At 64.2% G+C, this 22,922-nt stretch carries 19 protein-coding genes, 1 pseudogene and 1 riboswitch; of the genes and pseudogenes, 7 read left to right on the top strand and 13 right to left on the bottom strand.

Annotated elements, in window-relative coordinates; genetic code table 11:
- Window positions 1-16: 16 nt before the first annotated feature.
- Window positions 17-104: riboswitch (glycine riboswitch) on the top strand.
- Window positions 105-253: 149 nt separating this feature from the next.
- From gcvT to gcvP, 3 genes are read left to right on the top strand one after another with little or no spacing between them, the layout of a single operon-like run.
- Entirely contained in the window at window positions 254-1,354 is a 1,101-nt protein-coding gene (gcvT, locus tag EB230_RS19110; RefSeq protein WP_172373586.1) for a glycine cleavage system aminomethyltransferase GcvT, read from the top strand.
- A 5-nt stretch (window positions 1,355-1,359) separates the two neighbouring features.
- The gene (gene gcvH, locus EB230_RS19105; protein ID WP_056572239.1) at window positions 1,360-1,728 is read left to right on the top strand and encodes a glycine cleavage system protein GcvH; all 369 of its coding nucleotides are present in this window, start codon (window positions 1,360-1,362) and stop codon (window positions 1,726-1,728) included.
- Between the two features lie 18 nt (window positions 1,729-1,746).
- Window positions 1,747-4,557 (top strand): aminomethyl-transferring glycine dehydrogenase, encoded by a 2,811-nt coding sequence (gene gcvP / locus EB230_RS19100; protein ID WP_172373583.1) that lies wholly within the window; start codon window positions 1,747-1,749, stop codon window positions 4,555-4,557.
- Window positions 4,558-4,569: 12 nt separating this feature from the next.
- Here gcvP and EB230_RS19095 read toward each other — a convergent pair whose 3' ends face one another.
- The 10 genes from EB230_RS19095 to cpaB form a co-directional block, all read right to left on the bottom strand.
- Complete coding sequence (locus tag EB230_RS19095) at window positions 4,570-5,745, bottom strand: GGDEF domain-containing protein (RefSeq protein WP_056572243.1); 1,176 nt, start codon at window positions 5,743-5,745, stop codon at window positions 4,570-4,572.
- 167 nt (window positions 5,746-5,912) lie between these two features.
- Entirely contained in the window at window positions 5,913-6,386 is a 474-nt protein-coding gene (locus EB230_RS19090) for a tetratricopeptide repeat protein (protein ID WP_056572245.1), read from the bottom strand.
- 159 nt (window positions 6,387-6,545) lie between these two features.
- The gene (locus EB230_RS19085; protein ID WP_056572247.1) at window positions 6,546-7,373 is read right to left on the bottom strand and encodes a hypothetical protein; all 828 of its coding nucleotides are present in this window, start codon (window positions 7,371-7,373) and stop codon (window positions 6,546-6,548) included.
- A gap of 76 nt (window positions 7,374-7,449) precedes the next feature.
- Entirely contained in the window at window positions 7,450-8,415 is a 966-nt protein-coding gene (locus EB230_RS19080; protein ID WP_056572249.1) for a type II secretion system F family protein, read from the bottom strand.
- A 1-nt stretch (window position 8,416) separates the two neighbouring features.
- Window positions 8,417-9,382 carry a type II secretion system F family protein gene (locus EB230_RS19075; RefSeq protein ID WP_056572251.1) on the bottom strand — a complete coding sequence of 322 codons (966 nt, stop codon included), beginning with the start codon at window positions 9,380-9,382 and terminating at the stop codon, window positions 8,417-8,419.
- Window positions 9,383-9,387: 5 nt separating this feature from the next.
- Window positions 9,388-10,809 carry a CpaF family protein gene (locus tag EB230_RS19070; protein WP_056572253.1) on the bottom strand — a complete coding sequence of 474 codons (1,422 nt, stop codon included), beginning with the start codon at window positions 10,807-10,809 and terminating at the stop codon, window positions 9,388-9,390.
- Window positions 10,806-12,020: a response regulator/pilus assembly protein gene (locus tag EB230_RS19065; protein ID WP_056572255.1), complete on the bottom strand. Its 1,215-nt coding sequence runs from the start codon at window positions 12,018-12,020 to the stop codon at window positions 10,806-10,808. The genes EB230_RS19070 and EB230_RS19065 overlap by 4 nt, the downstream gene beginning before the upstream one ends.
- Window positions 12,021-12,055: 35 nt before the next feature.
- Window positions 12,056-12,325 carry a hypothetical protein gene (locus tag EB230_RS19060; RefSeq protein ID WP_056572257.1) on the bottom strand — a complete coding sequence of 90 codons (270 nt, stop codon included), beginning with the start codon at window positions 12,323-12,325 and terminating at the stop codon, window positions 12,056-12,058.
- Window positions 12,326-12,331: 6 nt separating this feature from the next.
- Window positions 12,332-13,777 (bottom strand): type II and III secretion system protein family protein, encoded by a 1,446-nt coding sequence (locus EB230_RS19055; protein WP_056572259.1) that lies wholly within the window; start codon window positions 13,775-13,777, stop codon window positions 12,332-12,334.
- Window positions 13,778-13,807: 30 nt separating this feature from the next.
- Complete coding sequence (cpaB, locus tag EB230_RS19050) at window positions 13,808-14,734, bottom strand: Flp pilus assembly protein CpaB (RefSeq protein WP_246738815.1); 927 nt, start codon at window positions 14,732-14,734, stop codon at window positions 13,808-13,810.
- A gap of 236 nt (window positions 14,735-14,970) precedes the next feature.
- Here cpaB and parE point away from each other — a divergent pair, with 236 nt between their 5' ends.
- Together parE and EB230_RS19040 are read left to right on the top strand one after the other, a co-directional pair.
- Window positions 14,971-17,028, top strand: a complete 2,058-nt coding sequence (gene parE / locus EB230_RS19045; protein WP_056573387.1) for a DNA topoisomerase IV subunit B — start codon at window positions 14,971-14,973, stop codon at window positions 17,026-17,028.
- 46 nt (window positions 17,029-17,074) lie between these two features.
- Window positions 17,075-19,144 carry an FUSC family protein gene (locus EB230_RS19040; RefSeq protein WP_172373581.1) on the top strand — a complete coding sequence of 690 codons (2,070 nt, stop codon included), beginning with the start codon at window positions 17,075-17,077 and terminating at the stop codon, window positions 19,142-19,144.
- On the opposite strand, the gene EB230_RS19035 is transcribed toward EB230_RS19040, so the two are convergent.
- On the bottom strand, window positions 19,141-20,265 hold the full coding sequence (locus EB230_RS19035; RefSeq protein WP_056572265.1) for a DUF2336 domain-containing protein: 1,125 nt from the start codon (window positions 20,263-20,265) through the stop codon (window positions 19,141-19,143). The two genes, EB230_RS19040 and EB230_RS19035, sit on opposite strands and share 4 nt — an antisense overlap.
- A gap of 152 nt (window positions 20,266-20,417) precedes the next feature.
- Here EB230_RS19035 and EB230_RS19030 point away from each other — a divergent pair, with 152 nt between their 5' ends.
- A complete protein-coding gene (locus EB230_RS19030; protein WP_056572267.1) occupies window positions 20,418-20,870 on the top strand; it encodes a MaoC family dehydratase in 453 nt (150 codons plus the stop codon).
- Entirely contained in the window at window positions 20,870-21,751 is an 882-nt protein-coding gene (locus EB230_RS19025) for a CoA ester lyase (RefSeq protein WP_172373579.1), read from the top strand. Before EB230_RS19030 ends, EB230_RS19025 begins: the two co-directional genes overlap by 1 nt.
- Here EB230_RS19025 and EB230_RS19020 read toward each other — a convergent pair.
- Both EB230_RS19020 and EB230_RS19015 read right to left on the bottom strand, forming a co-directional pair.
- Window positions 21,750-22,210: pseudogene (locus EB230_RS19020) on the bottom strand (flavin reductase family protein); the annotation flags it as partial. The gene EB230_RS19025 and the pseudogene EB230_RS19020 overlap by 2 nt on opposite strands.
- A complete protein-coding gene (locus EB230_RS19015; protein ID WP_056572271.1) occupies window positions 22,211-22,795 on the bottom strand; it encodes a nitroreductase in 585 nt (194 codons plus the stop codon).
- Window positions 22,796-22,922: the final 127 nt, after the last annotated feature.

Genomic DNA, 22,922 nt, shown 5'->3' with positions numbered 1-22,922 from the left:
TTGAGGTTTTGAGTCCTACCTGTTTGCGGGAGAGAGCAGCGAGGGCTGCCGCCGAAGGGGAAATCGCCCGAAATCTCTCAGGCAAAAAGAACCGTAGACGGGAAAGACACTCTGGAAAGTCGGGGCTTGCCCCCGCGCCGAAGGTGTAAGCGCCGCTGACAGAGTTCCGGCTGCGCGAGTCTCTCAGGCTTGAGACAGAGGGGCACGGACTGGTCGCCATTCGCGGCCGATTGCGTGCGACTCTGGAGACGACATGACGGGCGACGACTCAAGACACCTTCCTCTCGAAGATATCCACACAGCCGCCGGTGCGCGCTTCGGCGCCTTCGCCGGCTGGTCGATGCCGCTGACCTACCCGGCCGGCGTCATGAAGGAACATCTGCATGCCCGCGAACATGCGGGGCTCTTCGACATCTCGCACATGAAACTGTTCGAGGTCAGCGGACCGCAAGCGGTTGCGCTGCTCAACCGTGCCTGCCCGCTGGATGCCGGCGCGCTCGAAATCTCGCAATCCAAATTGACGTTCTTCCTCAATGAGGCAGGCGGCATCCTCGATGACCTGATCGTCACCCGCCTCGGCGCCGACCGCTTCATGGTCGTCGCCAATGCTGGCAACGCCGTCGCCGACGAAAAGCATCTGCGCGAGCTGGCCGCGAATTTTGACGTGAAGGTCGAGCCGCTCGACCGCGTCTTCCTGGCCATACAGGGACCCGAAGCCTGGGCCGTGCTGTCCCGCGCCGGCATCGAGACCGGTTCGCTGCTGTTCATGCACGGTGTCGAGCCGCGAAAGAACTGGTTTATGAGCCGGTCCGGCTATACCGGCGAGGACGGTTTCGAGATCGGCCTGCCCGAGGCCGATGCGCGCGACCTTGTGGCGAAGCTGCTCGAGGATGAACGCGTGCTGTGGATCGGCCTTGCCGCGCGCGACAGCCTGCGGCTGGAAGCGGGGCTTTGCCTGCATGGCCAGGACATCACGCCGGAGACCGACCCGGCCGCCGCCGCGCTGATGTGGGCGATCCCCAAGGACATCCGCGCGTCTGGCGCCTTCATCGGCGCCGACGCCCTGCGCGCCGCCGTGGAACGCGGCCCGGCGCAAAAGCGTGTCGGTCTGAAGCCGGAAGGCCGCCAGCCGGTGCGCGCCGGTGCTGCCCTGTTCGACGCCGACGGCAATCCCGCAGGCCATGTCACATCGGGCGGCTTTGGCCCCTCTGCTGGCCATCCGGTCGCCATGGGCTATGTCGCCGCATCGCTGGCAAAGCCCGGCACACGGGTCTTCGCCGACGTGCGCGGCACGAAAATCCCTGTCGATATCAGTTCCCTGCCCTTCACCCCTCATCGCTACCGCAAAGGATAGACCGCATGGCAAAGACCTATTTCACATCGGATCACGAATGGCTCCGCGTCGAAGGCGGCATCGCCACCGTCGGCATCACCGACTACGCGCAGGAACAGCTGGGCGACCTCGTCTTCGTCGAACTGCCGGAAACGGGAAAGAAGCTGAGCAAGGGCGATACCGCAGTCGTGGTCGAATCCGTCAAGGCGGCCTCTGACGTTTACGCGCCGGTCGACGGCGAGATCACCGAGGCCAACGGTACGCTGTCTTCCGACCCCTCGCTGGTCAACTCGGCGGCAACCGGTGCCGGCTGGCTGTGGAAGATGAAGCTTGCCGACGAAAGCCAGCTCGCCAGCCTCATGGATGAGGCCGCCTACAAAGCCCATATCGGCTGATAACAGGACTTAAAAACGATGAGCGCAGCACTTACCCCCTTCTCGGCCCGCCATATCGGTCCTGATGTCAGCGATGTCAGAGCCATGCTTGCGGTGATCGGCGTCCCCTCGGTCGAGACACTGATCAGCCAGGCCGTGCCGCAATCGATTCGCCTCGACCTGCCGCTGGCCCTGCCGGCGCCGGCGAGTGAAGCCGAAGCACTGGCCGAATTGTCGGCGACAATGGCTGGGAATACCGTGCTGAAGAGCTTCATCGGCGCAGGCTATCACGGCGTCCACGTCCCGCCGGTCATCCAGCGCAATCTGTTCGAGAATCCGGCCTGGTATACGGCCTATACCCCCTATCAGGCCGAGATCAGCCAGGGCCGTCTGGAAATGCTGTTCAATTTCCAGACGCTGGTCACCGAACTGACCGGCCTGCCGGTGGCGTCGGCCTCGCTGCTGGATGAGGCAACCGCTGTCGCCGAAGCGGTCGGCATAGCGCTGCGCCACCATCGCGACAAACGCACCAAGGTGGCACTTGCCGGCACGCCGCATCCGCAGACACTGGATGTGGTACGCACCCGCGCCGAACCGCTCGGCATCGAGATCGACGGCGAGACGATCGACGACAACACGGCTGCCCTGCTCGTCTCCTGGCCCGATACATCAGGCGTCTATGGCGACCACAAGGCGGCGATCGACAAGGCCCGCGCCACCGGCGCGCTGGTCGTCTTCATCGCCGACCCGCTCGGCCTGACGCTGACCGACGCCCCGGCGAAACTCGGCGCCGACATTGCCGTCGGGCCGATGCAGCGCTTTGGCGTGCCGATGGGCTTTGGCGGCCCGCACGCCGCCTATTGCGCCGTCTCCGACAGGCTGACGCGGCTGATGCCCGGCCGCCTGGTCGGCCAGTCGACCGACAGCAAGGGCCGGCCCGGATACCGCCTCGCCTTGCAGACGCGCGAACAGCATATCCGCCGCGACAAGGCGACCTCCAACATCTGCACGGCGCAGGCGCTGCTCGCCAACATGGCGACGGCCTATGCCATCTGGCACGGTCCCGCCGGGCTGCAGGCGATTGCTGGGCGCATCCACGCGCTGGCCAACCGTCTGGCAAGCGGTCTCCAAGCGGCAGGCGTGCCGGTGCTCGGCGCCAGCCGTTTCGACACGGTGACGGTGGAGGTAAAGGGCAAGGCCGCGGAGATTGCCGAAGCCGCCGAAAAAACCGGCCGGCTGCTGCGCGTGCTTGATGCCGACCATGTCGGCATAGCCTTCGACGAGACCTCGACCGACGCTGATCTCGACGCGATCGCGGCCCTGTTCGGCGCCAAGGCCGGGCTTTCGGCCGGCAGCACGGTGCCCGGCAAGCCGCGGGGAAAAGAGTTCCTGACCCAGCCGGTCTTCAACGAGAACAAGTCGGAAACCGACATGATGCGCCTTCTGCGCCGGCTGGCCGACAAGGACCTGGCGCTCGACCGCTCCATGATCCCGCTCGGATCCTGCACCATGAAGCTCAACGCCGCGGCCGAAATGATGCCGGTGAGTTGGCCAAGCATCGCCAATCTGCATCCCTTCGCGCCGGCCAGCCATTCGGCCGGCTATCGCGCCATGATCGGTGAGTTGGAAGGTTGGCTGTCCGAAATCACCGGTTTCGACGCGGTCAGCCTGCAGCCCAATGCCGGCAGCCAGGGCGAATATGCCGGCCTGCTCGCCATCCGCGCCTATCACCGCTCGCGCGGCGAAGGCCACCGCACCGTCTGCCTGATCCCCTCTTCCGCCCACGGCACCAATCCGGCAAGTGCCGCGATGGCGGGCATGAGCGTCGTCGTCGTGCGCTGCCTGGAGGACGGCAATATCGACATGGATGATATGCGGGCCAAGGCCAACGAGCATTCCAAAAACCTCGCGGCGCTGATGTTCACCTATCCTTCGACGCACGGCGTGTACGAAGAAGGCGCCCGTCACCTCTGTGCCCTCATTCACGAGCATGGCGGCCAGGTCTATTTCGACGGCGCCAACCTCAACGCGCTCGTCGCCCTCGCACGTCCTGCCGACATCGGCGCCGATGTCTGCCATATGAACCTGCACAAGACCTTCTGCATCCCGCATGGCGGCGGCGGCCCCGGCATCGGCCCGATCGGCGTCAAGGCGCATCTGAAGCCCTATCTGCCGGGCCATGTCACCGAAGGCTCGGCGCATGCCGTGTCGGCCGCACCGTTCGGCAGCGCTTCCATCCTGCCGATCACCTGGATGTATATCCGCATGATGGGCGCTGCGGGCCTGAAGCAGGCAACGGAGACTGCCATCATCTCGGCCAACTACGTGGCGACACGGCTCGCGCCGCATTTCCCCCTGCTCTACAAGGGCCGGCACGATCGCATCGCGCATGAATGCATCCTCGACACGCGTGTGCTCAAGGAGAGCGCCGGCATCAGCGTCGATGACATCGCCAAACGCCTGATCGACTACGGCTTCCACGCGCCGACCATGTCGTTTCCGGTCGCCGGCACGCTGATGGTCGAGCCGACGGAGTCGGAGCCCAAGCGCGAGCTCGACCGCTTCTGCGAGGCGATGATCGCGATCGCCGGCGAGGCAGCCAAGGTGGCGAAGGGCGAATGGCCGCTGACCGACAACCCGCTGGTCAACGCGCCGCACACCGCGGCCGAGACGCTGGCCGGACAGTGGACCCACCCCTACTCACGCCTGGAAGCGGCTTACCCCGCCAGCGACGCCGACACAGCGGCAAAGTACTGGCCGCCGGTGTCGCGCATCGACAATGTCGCCGGCGATCGCAACCTGGTCTGCTCCTGCCCGCCGCTGTCGGATTATCTGGGAGCGGCCGAATAGCGGTCTCTCGGCCTAAGCTGAGCGCAAGGCCGGCTCGACCGGTTCGGCCTTGCCCATCCTCTTGCGGCTGATGACGCAATTTCGGCCGGCGCGCTTGGCCGCGTAGAGCGCGGCGTCCGCCTCGGCCAGCACTTCGTCGAGGCTGCTGCCGTCGGTGCCGCCAAAGCCGATTCCGCCGCTGACCGTGCTACGCAATGGACCGAGCGGACTGGCAACGATTTCGGTGCCAAAGGCCACGCCAATCTTGCTGGCGAGATCATAGGCCCGCTCTTCCGTCATCCGCGACATGACGACGGCGAACTCCTCGCCGCCAAGTCGAAAGGCGTCGACGCCGGTCCTGGCATATTTCCGGATGACGGCGGCGAAGCGGCACAGGACCTGATCCCCTATGGGATGACCGTATATGTCGTTCGTCCTCTTGAAGTGATCGAGGTCGAACATGACGATCGCCGTGAAGGGACCGAAGGACCGCTCGCCGTGGAGCGACGTCAACCCACGACGGTTCATCAGCCCGGTCAATGGATCGGTCATCGTCTCGGCCTTCAGCTCGATCTGTGCCTGCAGATGATGCAGCGAGAGCGTCAAGGCGCCGAGGCCGGTCATGCAGGCCACCGCCACGACGGAATTCAGACGTTCGGCCCAATTGTCGGGGGCAACGCCGAGCGTCCATTGCGCCTTGGCCAGCAGAACCATGCCGCAAAGGGCAAACGACAGCGCACAGGTGCCGCTCAGGAACGAGACCACCAGCAGGATGCGGCGATCATGACTGCCATTGACCCAGAACATGGCCCCGATCGTCGACAGCAGTACGGTCACCGTCGCGTAGGTGACGATGAAGCCGACACCGTCAAGGCCGAGGAAGGTCAAGGCCGCGCAGATTGCCATGGCGGCAAGGGTCGGCACGACCGCACGCCTGTGGTCCGGCACGCCAAGATACTGCATGGCCGAAATGCAGAGGATCAGGAAGCCCAGGCTGAGCAGCGCCAGCGCGATCTGGCAAAGCAACGGATCCGGCTCCTTGGTGTATCGCCAGAACAGGATCACATGCGCGACGAGGACGAGAATGCCGCACGCCACCGTCAGCACGAAACGCGCCCGCGGCGCGGTGAACCAGATTGCAAACATGGTAACGGCCAGACAGGTGCCCGACAGCGCGGCCGCGAGCAGGAGCGAACTGAAATCCAGCATATCGGGCGGGGGCCTCTCGAGCGTCGGCGGTTAGCCGCATTCTAGGTCAGCGGCAGCCCTCGATCATGGCTTTAAGCCGATCTTTCGACCGAAGCTGCGGTTAGGGTTTACAAAGCGTCGATGCCACCTGTCCCGAAACCGTACCCTTGGCCGGCACGAGGACGGCATCAACCCTTGTTGAGCAGCGCCAGATTGGCGTTGACGACCGTGGGGTCGGCCATGCCGGCCTTCGCCTCCAGCAGCAGCGCCCTGGCCTTCTTCTTGTTGCCGCGCAGCAGTTGCGAATAACCCATATTGTTGACGATCTGCGGTTTGCGGCCGGCGACCTTCAGGAGCTGGCCGTAGGCGCGGTCGGCAAAATCGAAGCGGCCGAGTTCGTCATAGGAGGCGGCGAGCCCCATCCAGGCCTCCGCATTGTCGGCCTTCAGCTCGACGGCCTTGCGGAAATGCTGTTCGGCGAGGCCGTAATTCGCATCGCGAAACTGCGCCTTGCCTTGCGCCAGATCGGACGTATCGACATCCCTGGCAGCCGGCTGGATCGCGGTGGTCTTGGTCGTGTCGACGTTGTTGTTCGTCGTGCACCCGGTGATCATCAAGACGGCCGCCATCGTGGCCACCGCCGCAAATTTTGTCTGACGCATGCCCTGCCCCGTCGCCCGATTTGTCGGGTCGTTCTTCAGGGAAAGACACTACAGCACAGCGATTAAGCTTCGGTGCCGAAATGCCCCTAAGATTTGGTTTCCGCAATACCGACCATTAACCACTGGCCGCAACGCCGCGAGCAGGTGCGAACCCCCTTCTTACGGCGGGTCCATTGCCTTGAGCGCCGCCGGAACCGGATAACGGCTGCCGTCATAGCGCAGCCGGTGGGTCCGGCTCACCGACTTGCCGGGATGCGACTGGCACTCGCCATCCTTGTCGGGGAACGGTTCGTCGGTATCCTGCCGCTCGACCGCGATGATGTCGTGGTAGCCGCGATGGATCTTCGGGCTCATCGCCAGGCTCACCTGGCTCGAATGAAACGATCCCGCGCAATTGGTGTCGCCTTCGCCGCCAAAGCCGGCCACTACGAGCCCATCGAGCACCGCGCGCAGCGCGTTGCCGGCGATGGCGTAGAGCCGCAGGTCGGTTTCGTTGAACGGATTGGGCTGCGAATGGTTGGCCATGTCGATGCGCAGGCCGAAGGCGGTGACACCGGGCGCCAGCCCATAGCGGCCGGTGTCGAATTCGATGCCGCGGATGGCGACGGCATCGTCGTTCATCAGCCTGGGCTGGAGCAGGCGCTGGCGAACCTGCAGGGTCTTCCTGTCGACGACCAGAAGTTCGATGTCGCCAACATGCTGGCCGTCGACGGATTGGACGCTGTCGATCAGCGGCACCGCGACCAGCAGCAGATCGTTATGCGCTGGCCAGACCTTGCAGACCAGGCCCGGCATACCGTCCTGCGGGACCGCGAGAGGGATGCTGGTATGCGGTTCGAGCGTGAACGAGCGGCCGTCGGCGCTTTTCTGGACCTTGGGATAAGCCTGCCGCAAAAGCGAGGCGGCATCGCCACAATCGTCGGCCGCGGCCTGCGCCGGCCACAGGCTGGCGGCGGCGAGAGCGAGGGCACACAACACTATTCGCATGGGGTTCTCACGTCGCAAGGCCGCGTTCGGGCCGGATGATGCGTAGCCGGCCCAGGATCCAGGGTATCAATATTGGCTAGTGGCTACCCGTCATCTTCACGATGATGGGGATGACCGCGATCATCAGGACCACCGGCAGGATGCACACCGTCACCGGTATCGACATCTTGGCCGGCAGAGCGTGCGCTTTTTCCTCGGCCAGCGACATGCGCTTGTGGCGCATTTCGTCGGAGAAGACGCGCAGTGCGCCCGACAGGCTGGTGCCGAGTTCCTTCGACTGCTGCAGGAGCGTGGCGAAGGAGCGGACTTCGTCCAGGCTGAGGCGGTCGGCGAGCGCCTTCAGCGCATCGTCGAGGCTGCGCCCTGCCCGCAGTTCCAGCGACACCAGCTGCAGGTTCTGGCTGAGCGCGGGATAGGTCTTGGCGAGTTCCTTGGAGACACGCTCGATGCCGGCTTCCATGCTCATGCCGGCATCCGAGCAGACGATCATCAGGTCCATGAAGTCGGGAAAGCCGTTGCGATATTCGCGCATCTTCTCCCGCACCTTCTGGGTCAGCACAAGGCCAGGAAGGAAATAGCCGGCCACGCCCGACAGGATCACGAACGCCCAACGGCTGGCCATCGTCGCGTCGGCATTGGCCAACCATTGGTTCAGGACAAACGCTCCGATCGCGGCGCCGACCAGCGCCGAGAAGCGTATGATGAAGAACGTGCCGACGGCGCGCGGCTCCATATAGCCGGCCTGGATCAGCTTCATGCGCAACCGGGCGACATTTTCGGGATCGCTCTTGGCGTAGAATTCCTGTGCCCGCCTCACCGCCTTCTCGCGCACGACATTGGCGTTCTTCTTCTGCAGCGGCTCGGGTTTCGCGGCCGCGGGACCATGGTCGACCTTGAGCCGGCGCTTCACTTCGTTGCGATCGCCCTTCGCCGCCACCATCGGCCAGGCCACCGCACCGGTGCCCAGGGCCAGCAACAGGACGGCCACCGGCATCAACGAGGTCGGAGCAAGCGAGGCGAGGAACTCGATGAGGCCCTGCATGTCAGAACCTGAAATTCGACATCTTGAACATCATCAGATTGCCCAGCATCAGCCACGTCACCGAGCCGCCGATCAGGTACCAGGTTTTCGGCTCGTCCCAGACATCGCGGTAGAAGCCCGGCATCAGCGCCATGATGGCGGCAAACAAAAGTGCCGGTATCGCCGTCAGGATATAGGCCGACATGCGGCCTTCGGTCGAGATGGCGCGCACCTTGCGGCGCAGCTTGCCGCGCTCGCGGATCGTCAACGCCAGACCGTCGAGGATCTCGCGCAGATTGCCGCCCGAACTGGACTGGATCGAGACGGCGGTGATGAACAGCGGCAGATCCTCATGGCCGACCCTGTCGAACAGCGAATTCAGCGCCGAGACCAGGTCGGAACCATAGGTGACCTCATCGGCGATGACGCCGAATTCGGTGCCGATCGGATCGGGCATCTCGCGCGACACCATGGCAATGGCCACCGGCACGGGATGACCGGCCTTGAGGCCGCGTGTTATCAGCTCCAGCGCCTCCGGCAGTTGCATGCCGAAGCGCTTGAGCCGGCGCTTGCGCTTGAAGCGCATCACCACCACCGGCAACAGCGGCACCAGCACCACGAACAGGACAATCCCCATCAAAAGCGGCAAGCCATGCCAGATGGCGACCAGGGCCATGGCCAGCGCCACGCCCGAGGTGATCATCAGGAATCTCGACAGCGGCATGATCATGCCCGACTGCGTGCGCAGGGCACGGAACCGGTCCGGCGAGAACAACGAGGTGCCTGCATCGAGACCCCGTTCCTTGCGCAGCTGGATCAGCACCTGCTCCTGGCTGATCTTGTTCTCCTGCAGCTTCATGCGCCGGTTGATGGCGGTGCGCTTGTCGCTGCGGCCAGCGTAGAGGAGATAGCAGGCCTCGGCGATCATGATGCCGGTGACTGCTGCCCCGGCATAGACGACATAGATCGCGCTCAGCCCGTCGAACACCCTGGTTACTCCTGCGGTCGGCCGGGTTCGAAATAGCGTCCGGGAAACTCGATGCCCATGGCGCGCAGATCTTCCAGGAAACGCGGCCGGATGCCGGTCGCCTCGTAATAGCCGAGAATCCCGCCATCGGCGTCCATGCCGGTGCGCACGAAGCGGAAAATCTCCTGCATCTGGATGACGTCGCCTTCCATGCCGGTTACCTCGGCGACGCTCGTCACCTTGCGCTTGCCGTCGGAAAGCCGGGTCAGTTGGACGATGATATCGATGGCGCTGGCGATCTGGCTGCGGATCGACTGCACCGTCATCGGCATACCGGTCATGCCCAGCATCTGTTCGAGGCGCGAAATGGCATCGCGCGGCGTGTTGGCATGGATGGTCGCCATCGACCCCTCATGGCCGGTGTTCATCGCTTGCAGCATGTCGAAGGCCTCCTCGCCGCGGCACTCGCCGAGGATGACGCGGTCTGGGCGCATGCGCAGCGCGTTCTTGACGAGATCGCGCTGCTTCAGTTCGCCATGGCCCTCGATGTTGGCGGGACGTGTCTCCATGCGCGCGACATGCGGCTGCTGCAGCTGAAGTTCGGCCGCGTCCTCGATGGTGATCAACCGCTCGTCCTCGGGGATGAAGGCCGACAGCGCGTTCAGCATCGTCGTCTTGCCGGTACCGGTGCCGCCCGAAATGATCGTCGTCTTGCGGGCGTGAACCGCCGCCGCCAGCACTTCAGCCATGTTCTGCGTGATGGCGCCGAATTCGACCAGCTTGTGAAGGCCGAGCTTGTTCTTGGAGAATTTGCGGATCGACACCAGCGGCCCGTCGACGCCGACCGGGCGGATGGCCGCGTTGAAGCGCGAGCCGTCAAGCATGCGCGCATCGACCATCGGCTGCGATTCATCGACGCGGCGGCCGACCGCGGCGACGATCTTGTTAATGATTCTAAGCAGATGCGCCTCATCCTTGAACGGGATATGGACCTGCTGCAGCTTGCCCTTCTTTTCGATGAAGCAGTTCTGGTGACCGTTGATCAGGATGTCGTTGATGTCCGGATCCTTGAGCAGCGGCTCGAGCGGACCGAGGCCGACCATCTCGTCGACGATATCGTCGACCAGCGCCTCTAATTCGACGGTGTTGATCGCCATCCGCTCCTGGCGGGTCTTTTCAGAAACGAAATCATGCACCTGCCGGCGCATCTCCTCCTTGGGCAAACGCTCCAGCGCCACGAGGTTGATCTCCTCGAGCAGCATGCGGTGAATGCGGACGCGCGCATCGAGCACCTTGTTGGCGTTCTTTGCCGGTGCGATATCAGGCTTTGCCGGCAAGGCCTTTCGGCTGGTCGGGATGACGACAGCATGATGCGCGACCGGGGCTGATTCTGCCGGACGCTGCGGCCGTGCGTCACGGTTCTGCAGGGTTGAAAAACGGCTGGTCATCCGGCCTTCCTCCTCAAGAAGTCCTTCCCGAGACCGAATAGCGACTTCGACTTGGCTCCGGTCGCGGCTGCCTCCTCCGGAAGAATGATCCTCTTCAGGTCGTTGACGACATTGGCATTGGGGTCGATTTCGTGCAGCGGCACGCCGCGGTCGACCGCCTCGCGCACCAGCCGGTAGTTGTTGGCGATGCCGCCGACGAAATGCTCGCCAAGGATCTCCTGGACGTCGGCCTGCTTGATGCCGTTGTCGAACATCTTCTGCTCGAAGCGGTTGACGATGACGTTCGGCTTCACTTCCTTGCCGGCGGTCTCATAGACAGCCTGGATCAGCCTTTGCGTGTGGCGCAGGCACGGCACGGTCATCTCGGCGACGATATAGAGCTTGTTGGAGCCGAGCAGCACGGTCTCCGTCCAGGGAAACCAGGTGCGCGGCATGTCGATGACCACATTGTCGAAATAGGCCGAGACGAGGTCCAGCATGCGTACCACGACATCGGTCTTGAACGAGCGCATCTCCGCCGGGTGGGTCGGCGCGGCCAGCACGCACAGACCGCTGGCGTGCTTTGACAGCATCACGTCGAGCAACTGCCGGTCGAGGCGTTCGGGCTGGTTTTCGATCTCGGTGATGTCGAAACGTGGTTCGAGGTCGAGATATTCGGCACAGGCGCCCTGCTGGAAATTGAGATCGACCACGCAGGTCGAGGCGCCACGCGTCACCGAATGATGCAGCTGGAAGGCGGTCTGCAGCGCCAGCGTCGTTGTACCGACGCCGCCGGCGGCAGGCATGAAGGTGTAGATCTGCGACTCGGTGTTTTCCTCCCGTCCCGGCCCCTGCAACGCCCGCACCACCGAGCGCACCAGGTCTGCCGTTGTGATTGGCTTGACCAGGAAATCGGCGACCTTGAGCTGCACCAGGATGCGCACCGCGGCTGCGTTGAACTCCTGGGTGACGACGACAACCGGTGTCTTGCCCTCCAGCCGGCGCATGATGCGCTGCAGCGACTCGACCTCCTCCAGCCTGGCCGCGTCCATGTCGACGATGATGGCGCCGAAATCGGCCTCCTGGATCTCGCCACGCAACTCGGTGACACTCTTCTCCACCGCCGAGAGCTGGATGATCTCGGAGGCGGCGAATGCCGTCCGCGTGTCCTGCACGAAGGTCCTGTCCGTCGATACGAGCAGGATTTTCCGGGTCTTGATGCCGTTTGCCATTTTTATCAGCCTGTGGGCTCGATCGCCCTTTGGGGTCAGTTGCCCGTGGTCGTCTGCGACGCCTTCGACGCGGCGGCCTGATCGGGGGTGACGGGTCCGGCATCGCCACGCTTGGCAGGCACGAGAAGCCTGGTGTTCTGGACACCGTACTTCCAAGGATCGACCATCTGCATGACGGTATTGGCGGCCTGGGCGTTACCGGCCCCGGTCGTCAGCCCTTCACTGCGCACATAGTCGTCGCTGGTGCAGCCGGCGGCGAAGCCGGCCAAAAGCAAGGCGATGCTCGATCTCAGGATCAGACGCATGGCACTTCAGTCCTTCGGCAGGTCGAGGAAATGCCCGACCGTGGTGGCGGGAGTGGCTCGTGCGGCACTGCCATCAGCCAGCGCCAGCGCGCGACCGGTGTCCGATGCCTTCACTTCCTCGGTGTTGTTGAGGAAATAGTCGACGTTGCTGGCCGGCTGCGTGCCGTCGGTCGGCTCGGCCATCTTCTTCGATGGGTCGACCGGCTTGACCAGATAGGGCGTGACGATGATGACCAGATCGGTCTCGCGGCGCTGGTAGGACTTCGACGAGAACAGCGGTCCAAGCACGGGCATCTTGCCGAGGCCGGGAATGCGCGATGTGGTGATGTCGTTCTGCGACTGCAGCAGCCCCGCGATCATGAAGCTCTGGCCGTTCTTCAGGTCGACCGAGGTCTTGGCGCGGCGCACGATGAAACCGGGCACGGAGATGGTGCCGATGTTGTAGGATGCCGACGCGTCGATCGAGGACACTTCCGGCGCGATGTCGAGGCTGACCAGCCCATCCTTGAGCACAGTCGGCGTGAAGTCGAGGCTGACGCCGTACTTCTTGTAGCTGACGGAGATCTTGCCGTTGTCCTCGGAAACCGGGATCGGAAATTCGCCGCCGGCGAGGAAGCTCGCCGTCTCGCCGGACCGGGCAATCAGGTTCGGCTCGGCCAGCCGGCGGGCGAGGCCGCGCTCTTCCAGCGCCTTGATCGCGACATCGATCGACACGCCGTTCGACAACAGCCGGCCGATGATCTCTCCGGTTCCAGCCGGCGGCACGGTTCCCGGAGCGATGGTGACGTCGCGTCCACCAATGCCGTAGGCGAAATTGGCGCTGTATTTGGCGCCGAGATCCTGGCTTGCCTGACGATTGATCTCGACAAAGCGGACGTTGAGCTGGACCTGCTGCGAGGACGAGATGTTGACGGAGTTGATCACTTCTTCATTGCCGGAAAAGCGGCTGGCGATCTTGCTTGCCTTGTCCGCGGCGACAGCGTCATCCGCCTCGCCCGACAGCACGACACGGCCATTGGCCGAACCGACCTTGATCTTGGCGTCCGGCACGCTGGCGCGTATGGTGCTGGCCAGTTGATCCGTGTCGAGCGTCACCTCGATGTCGACGGTGCCGACAAGCTGCTTGTTCTCGTCGAACAAAGCGATGCCGGTCGTACCGAGATTGTTGCCCAGCACATAGAAGGATTTGTCGGTCAGCGGATTGACGTTGGCGATCTCCGGATCGCCGATGACAATCTGGTAGAAAGCGGCGCTCGTCACGATCGTCCTGGGCTTCCCCTTGGCGACCTTGATCGACGCATTCTTGGTCGCCGAGACATAGACGACGTCATTGCCTGCCCTGGCCGCGCCGGGCAAGCCAAGCATCCCGCTTGCAGCCAGGGCAACCGCCATCCCCAGGGTGCGCACGAAGCGCAACCGGCCTGCCATTCGATATAGGGTACGCATCAACATTGCCCCGTCCCGACCGGTCCCCACCGGCCTTTACTTCTGGTCCCGCGCAGGAACCTGATATTCCTCGGCCTTCGTGCCGCGCGTCACGATGACCGTCTTGAATTTCGGCTTCTCCGGCTCCTTGGTCACTGCATCGAACAAGGAGCCGGCCGCGGCCTGAGCCTTGGCCGCTACCGATCCGCCGAAGGAAGAGATGGTGGTGACGCCATTCTTGCCGTCGCCGCCTTCGCTGGCTGAGCGCAGCGACAGCGACAGCGTGCCGACGGTGCGGGCAAGCGCCACTTTCTGCGCGCCCTCGGTCGTCACCTCGATGGTCACGGAATTGGCCACCTGCGGCGCGGTCTGGCGCTCGTCGGCGCCCTGCCCGACGCTCAGCACCTTGGCGTCCGCAACCACGATCTCGGACGTGATGGTCGAACCGGCCGCCCCTTGCGCATTCTTGGCGACCTCCTGGATTTCGCCGGCATCGCGCGTCAGCACGACATCGACGCGGTCGCCCGGCGTGACGAAGCCGCCGACACCGGCAATCTCGTCGGTGCGGATGGTGACCGCGCGCATGCCCGGCGTCAGCATGTTGGAGAGCGTCGCGCGGCCGTTTGGCCCCGACAACTTGGTCAGCAACACGGGTTCGTTGACCTCGATCGGCGACAGCACGACGCGGCTGCCTTTGCCAAGCAACCCGTCGATGGTGGCAAAAGCACCCTGCGGCAGGGAATCCTGCGGCCACGGGATTTCGATCAGCTTTGCACGGTCGATTTCCATGCCGTAGCGCAACGGCGCGTTCGCCACCACGATGGTCTTGAACTCGATCCTTGGCGGAGCCGGAGCAGCGATCGACGCCGTCTTCTCCTCGGCGTCGGCTCTGGCCTGGCTTTTGACCCAGAAATCCGCGGCAAAGATCGATATCGCGCCGAAAACGGCGGCGATGCCGATCATCGTTATGGCCTTGCCCCTCACGCCGAAACCCCTGATGCCCGTCGTTTCTTGTTATGTTGGGCTCACGCTAGGCCGCTTTGTTAAAGAAACAGGAATCCCGGCCAGCGGTATCGGACCTATTTCCGCCCGCTTGGTTATCGAATGGTTTTAAGGTAAGAGGGGTCAATCCCCGAACGTAACAGGAACCTCCGTCGCTTGGCGCTGAAAAGCGTGGCAGTATCGGCGGGTGATTCGCAGCACCGGACCCTATGGCAGGCATGGACGACAACAACGATCTCTTCGGCAACATGGACAAGCAGCCGCAGCCGGTTCGCACACCGGCGCGCCCGGCGGATCCCCTTGTGCAGGCTGCGGCCAAGCGCACGCCAGCGACCAAGGATGGCAGCGAGGGTTACAGCGCCGCCGATATCGAGGTGCTCGAGGGCCTGGAGCCGGTGCGTCGCCGGCCAGGCATGTATATTGGCGGTACCGACGACAAGGCGATGCACCATCTGTTCGCCGAGGTCATCGACAATTCGATGGACGAGGCGGTTGCCGGCCATGCCACCTTCATCGATGTCGAGCTTTCGGCCGACGGGTTTCTGACCGTTACCGACAATGGCCGCGGCATCCCGGTCGACCCGCATCCGAAATTCAAGAAGCCGGCGCTCGAAGTCATCATGACGACGCTGCATTCGGGCGGCAAATTCGACTCAAAGGTCTATGAAACCTCCGGCGGTCTGCATGGTGTCGGCGTTTCCGTGGTCAACGCGCTGTCGGATCATCTCGAGGTCGAGGTCGCGCGTGGCCGCCAGCTCTACCGCCAGCGCTTTTCGCGCGGCATTCCGGTAAGTGGCCTGGAGCAGCTTGGCGAGATCCACAACCGGCGCGGAACGAAAATCCGCTTTCATCCCGACGAGCAGATCTTCGGCAAGGGCGCGGCGTTCGAACCGGCGCGGCTCTATCGCATGACGCGCTCGAAAGCCTATCTGTTCGGTGGCGTGGAAATCCGCTGGACCTGCGATCCCTCGCTGATCAAGGAAAAGGACCAGACGCCGCCCAAGGCGGAGTTCCATTTTCCTGGCGGCCTGAAGGACTATCTAAAGGCATCGCTCGGCGACGACTTTCAGGTCACCCGCGAAATCTTCGCGGGAAAAAGCGAAAAGCAAGGCGGCCATGGCTCGCTCGAATGGGCGGTGACGTGGTTCGGCGGCGACGGCTTCATCAATTCCTACTGCAACACCATCCCGACCGGCGAAGGCGGCACCCACGAGGCCGGCTTCCGCAACGTGCTGACCCGGGGCTTGCGCGCCTATGCCGATCTTGTCGGCAACAAGCGCGCCTCGATCGTCACCTCCGAAGACGTCATGATCTCGGCGGCGGGCATGCTGTCGGTGTTCATCCGCGAGCCTGAGTTCGTTGGCCAGACCAAGGACAGGCTGGCGACGATCGAGGCGATTCGCATTGTCGAGACCGCGATCCGCGATCCATTCGACCATTGGCTGGCCGACAATCCACAGGAAGCCTCGAAGCTCTTGGAATGGGTAATCGCGCGCGCCGACGAGCGGGTGCGCCGGCGCCAGGAAAAGGAAGTGTCGCGCAAGAGCGCGGTGCGCAAATTGCGCCTGCCGGGCAAGCTCGCCGACTGCACGCAGAACGCGGCCGCTGGTGCCGAACTGTTCATCGTCGAAGGCGACTCGGCTGGCGGCTCGGCCAAGCAGGCACGCGACCGTGCCAGCCAGGCCGTATTGCCGCTGCGTGGCAAGATCCTCAACGTCGCCAGCGCCGGCAACGACAAGCTCGCCGCCAATCAGCAGATATCCGACCTGATCCAGGCGCTTGGCTGCGGCACACGCTCGAAGTACCGCGACGAGGATTTGCGCTATGACCGCGTCATCATCATGACCGACGCCGACGTCGACGGTGCCCACATCGCCTCGCTGCTGATCACCTTCTTCTACCAGGAAATGCCGGCGCTGGTGCGTGGCGGCCACCTCTATCTGGCGGTGCCGCCGCTTTACTCGATCAGGCAAGGCGGCAAGGTCGCCTATGCCCGCGACGACGCGCACAAGGACGAGCTCCTGCGCACCGAATTCACCGGACGCGGCAAGGTGGAGCTTGGCCGCTTCAAGGGCTTGGGCGAAATGATGGCCTCGCAGCTCAAGGAGACCACCATGGACCCGAGGAAGCGCACGCTGCTCAGGGTCGACGTGATCGACGCCGAGGCCGCGACCAAGGACGCGGTCGACGCGCTGATGGGCACCAAGCCGGAAGCCCGCTTCCGCTTCATCCAGGAGCGTGCCGAATTCGCGGAGACGGAAGTGCTGGATATCTGAGCGCCACCCGGTCCATAACACGGGCTCCAGTTGCGGAGACGAGCATGTGACCCGGGCACGGCTGAAAGCTTATTTCGAGACAAGCTTGGCCGGACTGACACAGCCGACGCGCTCGGACTGGATTTTCGCCCTGCGCACCGTTTCGGCCGGCCTTATCGCGCTTCTCGCCGCCTATGCGCTGCGGCTCGACCACCCGCAATGGGCGATGATGACGGTATTCATCGTCGCCCAGCCCGTTGCCGGCATGGTGCTGGCGAAAGGTTTTTACCGCCTGCTCGGCACGCTCGCCGGCGGCGTCGCCGCGATCGGCATCACCACGATCTTTGGTACGGGCCCCTGGGTGCTGGTGACGGTGCTGGCCGTCTGGATCGGCATCTGCACCTTCGTCTCCTCACTGCTGCGCAACCCGGAAGCCTATGGCGCGGCCCTGGCCGGCTACACGGCCATGATCATCGGCCTGCCTGCCTTCGGGCAACCGCACCTTGTCGTCGATCTTGCAGTCGCGCGCTGCGCCGAGATCGTACTCGGTATCGTCTGCGCCGGCCTGACCAGCCGGCTGATCCTGCCGAAACTGGCCAGTGACGCCATCATCTCGCGGCTGAAACGCTGCATTCTCGACCTCGCCATCTATGCCGGCGGTGCGTTCTCCGGCGGCGATCGGGCAACGCTCATCGGACTGCACCGCAAGCTCGTCGCCGACACCCAGACGCTTGGCGAGATGCGCGCCTATGCCAGGCTCGAGGCGCCGAGCTTCGCGCCCCGCGCCCATCCGGTCCGGCGCACCATAGGACAGCTGCTCTCGGCGCTCTCGGCCGCACGTGCGCTGCATTCACACGCCGCTCCAAAGAACGCCGCGCTCATTCCGGTACGCTCGGAATTGCAAGTGCTTGTCGGTGAACTGGCGGCCAAACCCGGCGCCTTGGATGATACCGCGCCCTGGGTGGCACGGCTCGACGCGATCTCGGCCAAGGCCAGGCAAATGCCCGATGCCCCGGTCGACCAGGGTGACGACAGGGTCGGCACCATCACCCGCCTCACCATCGCCGCCGATTTCGCCGAGGCGCTGAAGCAGGTGCTGCGCGGTCTGGACGCGCTGCGCTCGCCAGCCGCGCGCCGTCAAGGCCGCGCCAGCCGGCAACCCGCCCTTGTGGTGCATCGCGACTATCCCGGCGCCGCGCGTAACGCCGTCCGCGCGGCCCTTGCCACATTGCTGGTCGCCGCATTCTGGCTGACGACGAAATGGTCGGAAGCGGCCGGCACCGTCATTCTGGTTGCCGTCGTATCGAGCCTGTTTGCCGCCCGCCCCGACCCCGTGCAGGTATCCTGGGGCTTCTTCAAGGGCACACTGCTCGCGTTGCCGTTTGCCTTTCTCGTCGGCCAGATCGCGCTCCCCGCGCTGCCCGGTTTCGGCTGGTTCACGCTTTTTGTCGTTCCCATATTGGTGCCGGCGGCGCTCGCCATGGCCAATCCGCGCTATGTCGGCGTGGCGACCGCCTTCGCCATCAATTTTCTCGCCTTCCTCAGTCCGCATCAGGCGATGACCTATGCCCCTGGCCCCTTCCTTGCCGGCTCGGCATCGATCCTGGTCGGCATCCTGCTGGCGATCGGGGTCTTCATCGTCGTGCTCCCCGCCGACCCGTGGCTCGCGGCCAACCGCATCGTGCGGGCCATGCGCGAGGATCTGGCCCGGCTTTGCCTGCACGAGCGCGTGCCGAGGCGATCGGCCTTCGAGAGTCTCGCCTATGACCGGGTCAACCAGTTGATGCCGCTGGTGCAGAATTCCGGCAGGAAGGGCGAAGCAGTTCTGGGTGGCGGCGTCGCCGCGGTCACGGTCGGTCTGGAAATCCTGCGGTTGCGCAGCGCAAGCCAGAACCACGCCATCCCGTCCGAGACCGCGCTTTCGGTCGCCAACTTCCTGAGGGGGCTGGCGCGCGAGCTGCTTTTCCGCGCGCCAGGTGACCCGCAGACGGCGACTGTCGCCGTGGCCCGGCAATATGCGGCGGGCATAGCCCAGCGGAACGCCAACAGCGACGCGCTGCAGATCGCGGCATCACTGCGCATTATCGCCGCGGCGATGGAGGATTTCCCGGATTTCTTCGCCAGGGATAAAGGCTAGGCCGCGGCGATCGCCAGCGCATGGCCGCGTGCATTCTCGCGCAGGGCGTCAAGATGGATCGACTTGACCAAAGCGGCGAGATCGCCTTCCGCCGATTGCCCACCCAATTCCTTGAGCATCAGCCAGCTGACTTCCTGCACGCCGGCAACGCGCTTGCCATTGGCGACTTCCCGCCAGATTTTCAGCGCGCGCAGGATGATCGCATGCGTGGCGGCGGCAAGGCCGGCGCTGCGAAACAAGGCTTGCAAGGCGACATCGTGCCCGCCCGCCAACAGCGCTCTCACGCGCTGTTCAGACTGCTGGCCGAGTGCCACCAGAGTCGAGCCGAAGAAATCGACCTTGCCATGCGCGATGGTGCGGATGAGGAAGCTTGCGGTGAGATCGCCGCGCAGCCTGAGATGCTCGATCAACGCCGCGTGTTCTTCCTGGCGCGTGCCCTCGATCAGCGTCACCGATGCTTTGACGCAGGCATCCCGCATGACGCGGTCGGCACGCGCGGCGCCCATCAATGCCATGACCAGTGGCGATGTCTTCAATGTTTCGCCAAGCTTGATCAGCAGCATATGCCGGCAGTCGGCAGGCAGGCGTGCATCCGATATCAGCGCCTCGCGCACCAGAGGCAGATGCCCGTGGCGTTCCGCCATGCGGCGGAAACTGAGGGAAGCAATGTGGGCGCCACTGTTGGCCAGCAGCACCGCGCAGGCTTCCGCCTCGCCAATCTCGGCAATGGCCGCCGACAGTGCCATCGAGACGAGCGGACGGTCCGCGATCAGCTTCTGCGTTGCCTTCTGGCTCGCCGCCACGCGGTTGATCAGATCGGCGTCGGTGAGCAGCGGCGAGCGCGCCAGCACGACACCGGCGACCTCGGGCTGGTCGGAAGCCAGCGCGCTGATGATCTGCAGCGGCGCGTGGTGGCTCATGGAAAGCGCTTCGGCCATTGCCAGCCGCACTTTCGACGATGCATCGTCGAGCAGCAGCGTCAGCGCGGCCTCCGCGGCGCAGCGATCCTCGAACGGCAATTCGGAATTGACATAAGCCCGGGCCAGCGCGTTGGCCGCGGCGGCACGCTCGGACACCCTGGCCGTGTAGATCCACTTCAGGAAATGCGAAACAACAACCATGCCCGCCTGCTAATGCCCCTTGCCAGAAGATTTCCGGCCCCGGTGAGACGGTAGGCAGAAATGGTTTACGAACGGTTCACCATGTTCATTAACTGGCTTGCGACTGCCGAATGCAGCGCTTATCAACCGTCGGACAGCGGAGGAGACAGCAAATGGCCGGGCTATATCTCGAGGAATTCGTCGTCGGCCACGTCTTCCAGCACACGCTGCGCAAGACCGTCACCGAGAGCGACAACATGCTGTTTTCGGTGATGACGCTGAATCCGCAGCCGCTGCATATCGATTTCGACTTCGCCGCCAAGAGCGAATGGGGCAAGCCGCTGGTCAACTCGCTGTTCACGCTCGGCCTGATGATCGGCATTTCAGTCAATGACATCACGGTCGGCACGACGGTCGCCAATCTCGGCATGAAGGAAACCGTGTTTCCGCATCCGGTCTTTCACGGCGACACCATCCGTGTCGAAACCTCGGTCGTCTCGGTGCGCGAGTCCAAGTCGAAACCCGATCGCGGCATCGTCGAATTCGAGCACCGCGCCTACAATCAGCATGGCGACCTCGTCGCCAAATGCACCAGGCAAGCGATGATGCTGAAGAAGGCCGCCTGATGCGTTCGCTACTGTTCGTTCCCGGCGATTCCGAACGCAAGCTGGAAAAGGGTTTCGGCGCCGGCGCCGACGTGGTGATTGTCGATCTCGAGGATTCCGTGGCGCCGCAGAACAAGGCTACGGCGCGCGCGGTCGCCGCACGCTTTATCGTCGAACGCAGGGGGCAAACCACCTCGGCCATCTATGTCAGGGTCAATGACCTTTCGACCGGATTGACCGACGACGATCTCGCCGCGCTCGTTGCGGCAAAGCCGGACGGCATCATGCTGCCCAAATCCAACAGCGGCCAGGATGTGCAGCACCTCTCGGCAAAGCTCAGGGTTCGGGAGGCGGAGAACGGCCTGCCCGACGGCTCGATCAGGATCCTGCCGATCATCACCGAAACCCCGGCAGGAATACTCGCCGCGGCGACCTATGCCGGCGCAAGCGCGCGGCTCGCCGGTCTGACCTGGGGCGCGGAAGACCTGTCGGCGGCGATCGGCGCGCGCTCCACCCGCGACGAGCAGGGCCGTTACACCGACGTGTTCCGCCACGCCCGCCTGACGACTATCCTGGCGGCCGGAGCCGCAGAGGTCGCCGCGATCGACACAGTGTTCCCGAATTTTCGCGACATGGCGGCATTCGCCACGGAATGCGCCGAGGCCGAGCGAGACGGCTTCACCGGCAAGATGGCGATCCATCCCGACCAGGTACCGGTCATCAATGCGGCCTTCACGCCCTCCGCCGAGGCGGTCAAGCAATCGGCGGCAATCGTCGCGGCGTTCGAGGCGGTCGGCAATCCCGGCGTCGTCGGTATCGACGGCAAGATGTACGACCGCCCGCATCTGCGGCTGGCCGAAAGGCTGCTTGCACGCGCGAGGGCGGCAGGCATTTCCGCCTGACCTCGCCGGCAACGACGACGGCGCTGGTTGGCGTTCCGTCCAACGCCCTTGGGCGGAAGACTTCCGTCACCCGGCATTCCAGCGCGGCGGGCGCTGCCGCCACACGGGGCGGCTTGACGAGACGCGAAGGCGCCATGGCGAGATCGGCATAGACGAACTCGTTGACGCCAGGCGGCGCGTTGACGGACGTGTAGTTCATCTTCTCCGCGAGATCGCGGCTGACCAGGTTGGCGACGAACTCGCCGGTCTCCTGGGCAAAGGAGGCGCTGTCCTTCTCTCCTTCCGACGAGAACCAGACGATGAAAGGCCGTGTCGAAACCGCATTGAAGAAAGAGTATGGCGCGAGATTGATCTCGCCCGCCTTGTTCAGCGTCGATATCCAGCCGACCGGGCGCGGCGCCACGATCGCCTTCGACGGATCGTGGGCAACCCGTGTCCCATGGACGGCTCATAGAACATTCAGCCCGCCCGGGGTCCTGAGTAATCGGCGAAGAGCTTGGCCGGATCGGGCCGTGGCCGCTCCGGCGCCTGGCCGGCATAAGAGCCGATGTGGATGAAGCCGACGACGCGCTCCCGCGGCGCCAGTCCGAGGATTGCCCTGCCCTCCGGCACGTCGGAATACCAGTTGCTGATCATGTTGGTGCCATAGCCCAGTGCATTGGCAGCAATCATCAGGTTCATTGCCGCCATGCCGCCGGACAGGAACATTTCCCATTGCGGGATCTTGGGATTCTCTTTCGGCACCGACACCACGCCGATCACCAGCGGCGCACGGGAAAAGCGCGCCAGCTCCTGGTTGCGGCGGCCCTCGGGCAACGGCCCTTCCCGCTGTTCGGCGAGCTCCGCGAGCTTCTTGCCGATCTCGACGCGGACATCGCCGCGATAGAGGATGAAGCGCCAGGGCTCGAGCCGGCCATGGTCGGGCACGCGCGTGGCGGCGGCGATCATCGTCGCGATATCGGCATCGCTGGGTGCCGGCTCCTTGAGGTCCGGAATCGGTGCTGAATTTCGGGTCAGCAGGAAGTCGATGATCGGCGACGCCATGGGCGCAAGTCTCCTAGACACTCTGTTTTGAGCTGAAGCGCACCATTGGGAATTCGGGCGGCTCGGGCAAAGGCGCGCGAGCGCCGGGCTGAAGAGTCGTGGATCGGACTCTTAAGCCTTGAAATTG

It is taken from the genome of Mesorhizobium sp. NZP2234 (assembly GCF_013170765.1).
Taxonomy (GTDB): Bacteria; Pseudomonadota; Alphaproteobacteria; order Rhizobiales; family Rhizobiaceae; genus Mesorhizobium; species Mesorhizobium loti_D.
The sequence above is the reverse complement of the archived record's forward strand: the minus strand, read 5'-3'. Positions and strand labels throughout refer to the sequence as shown.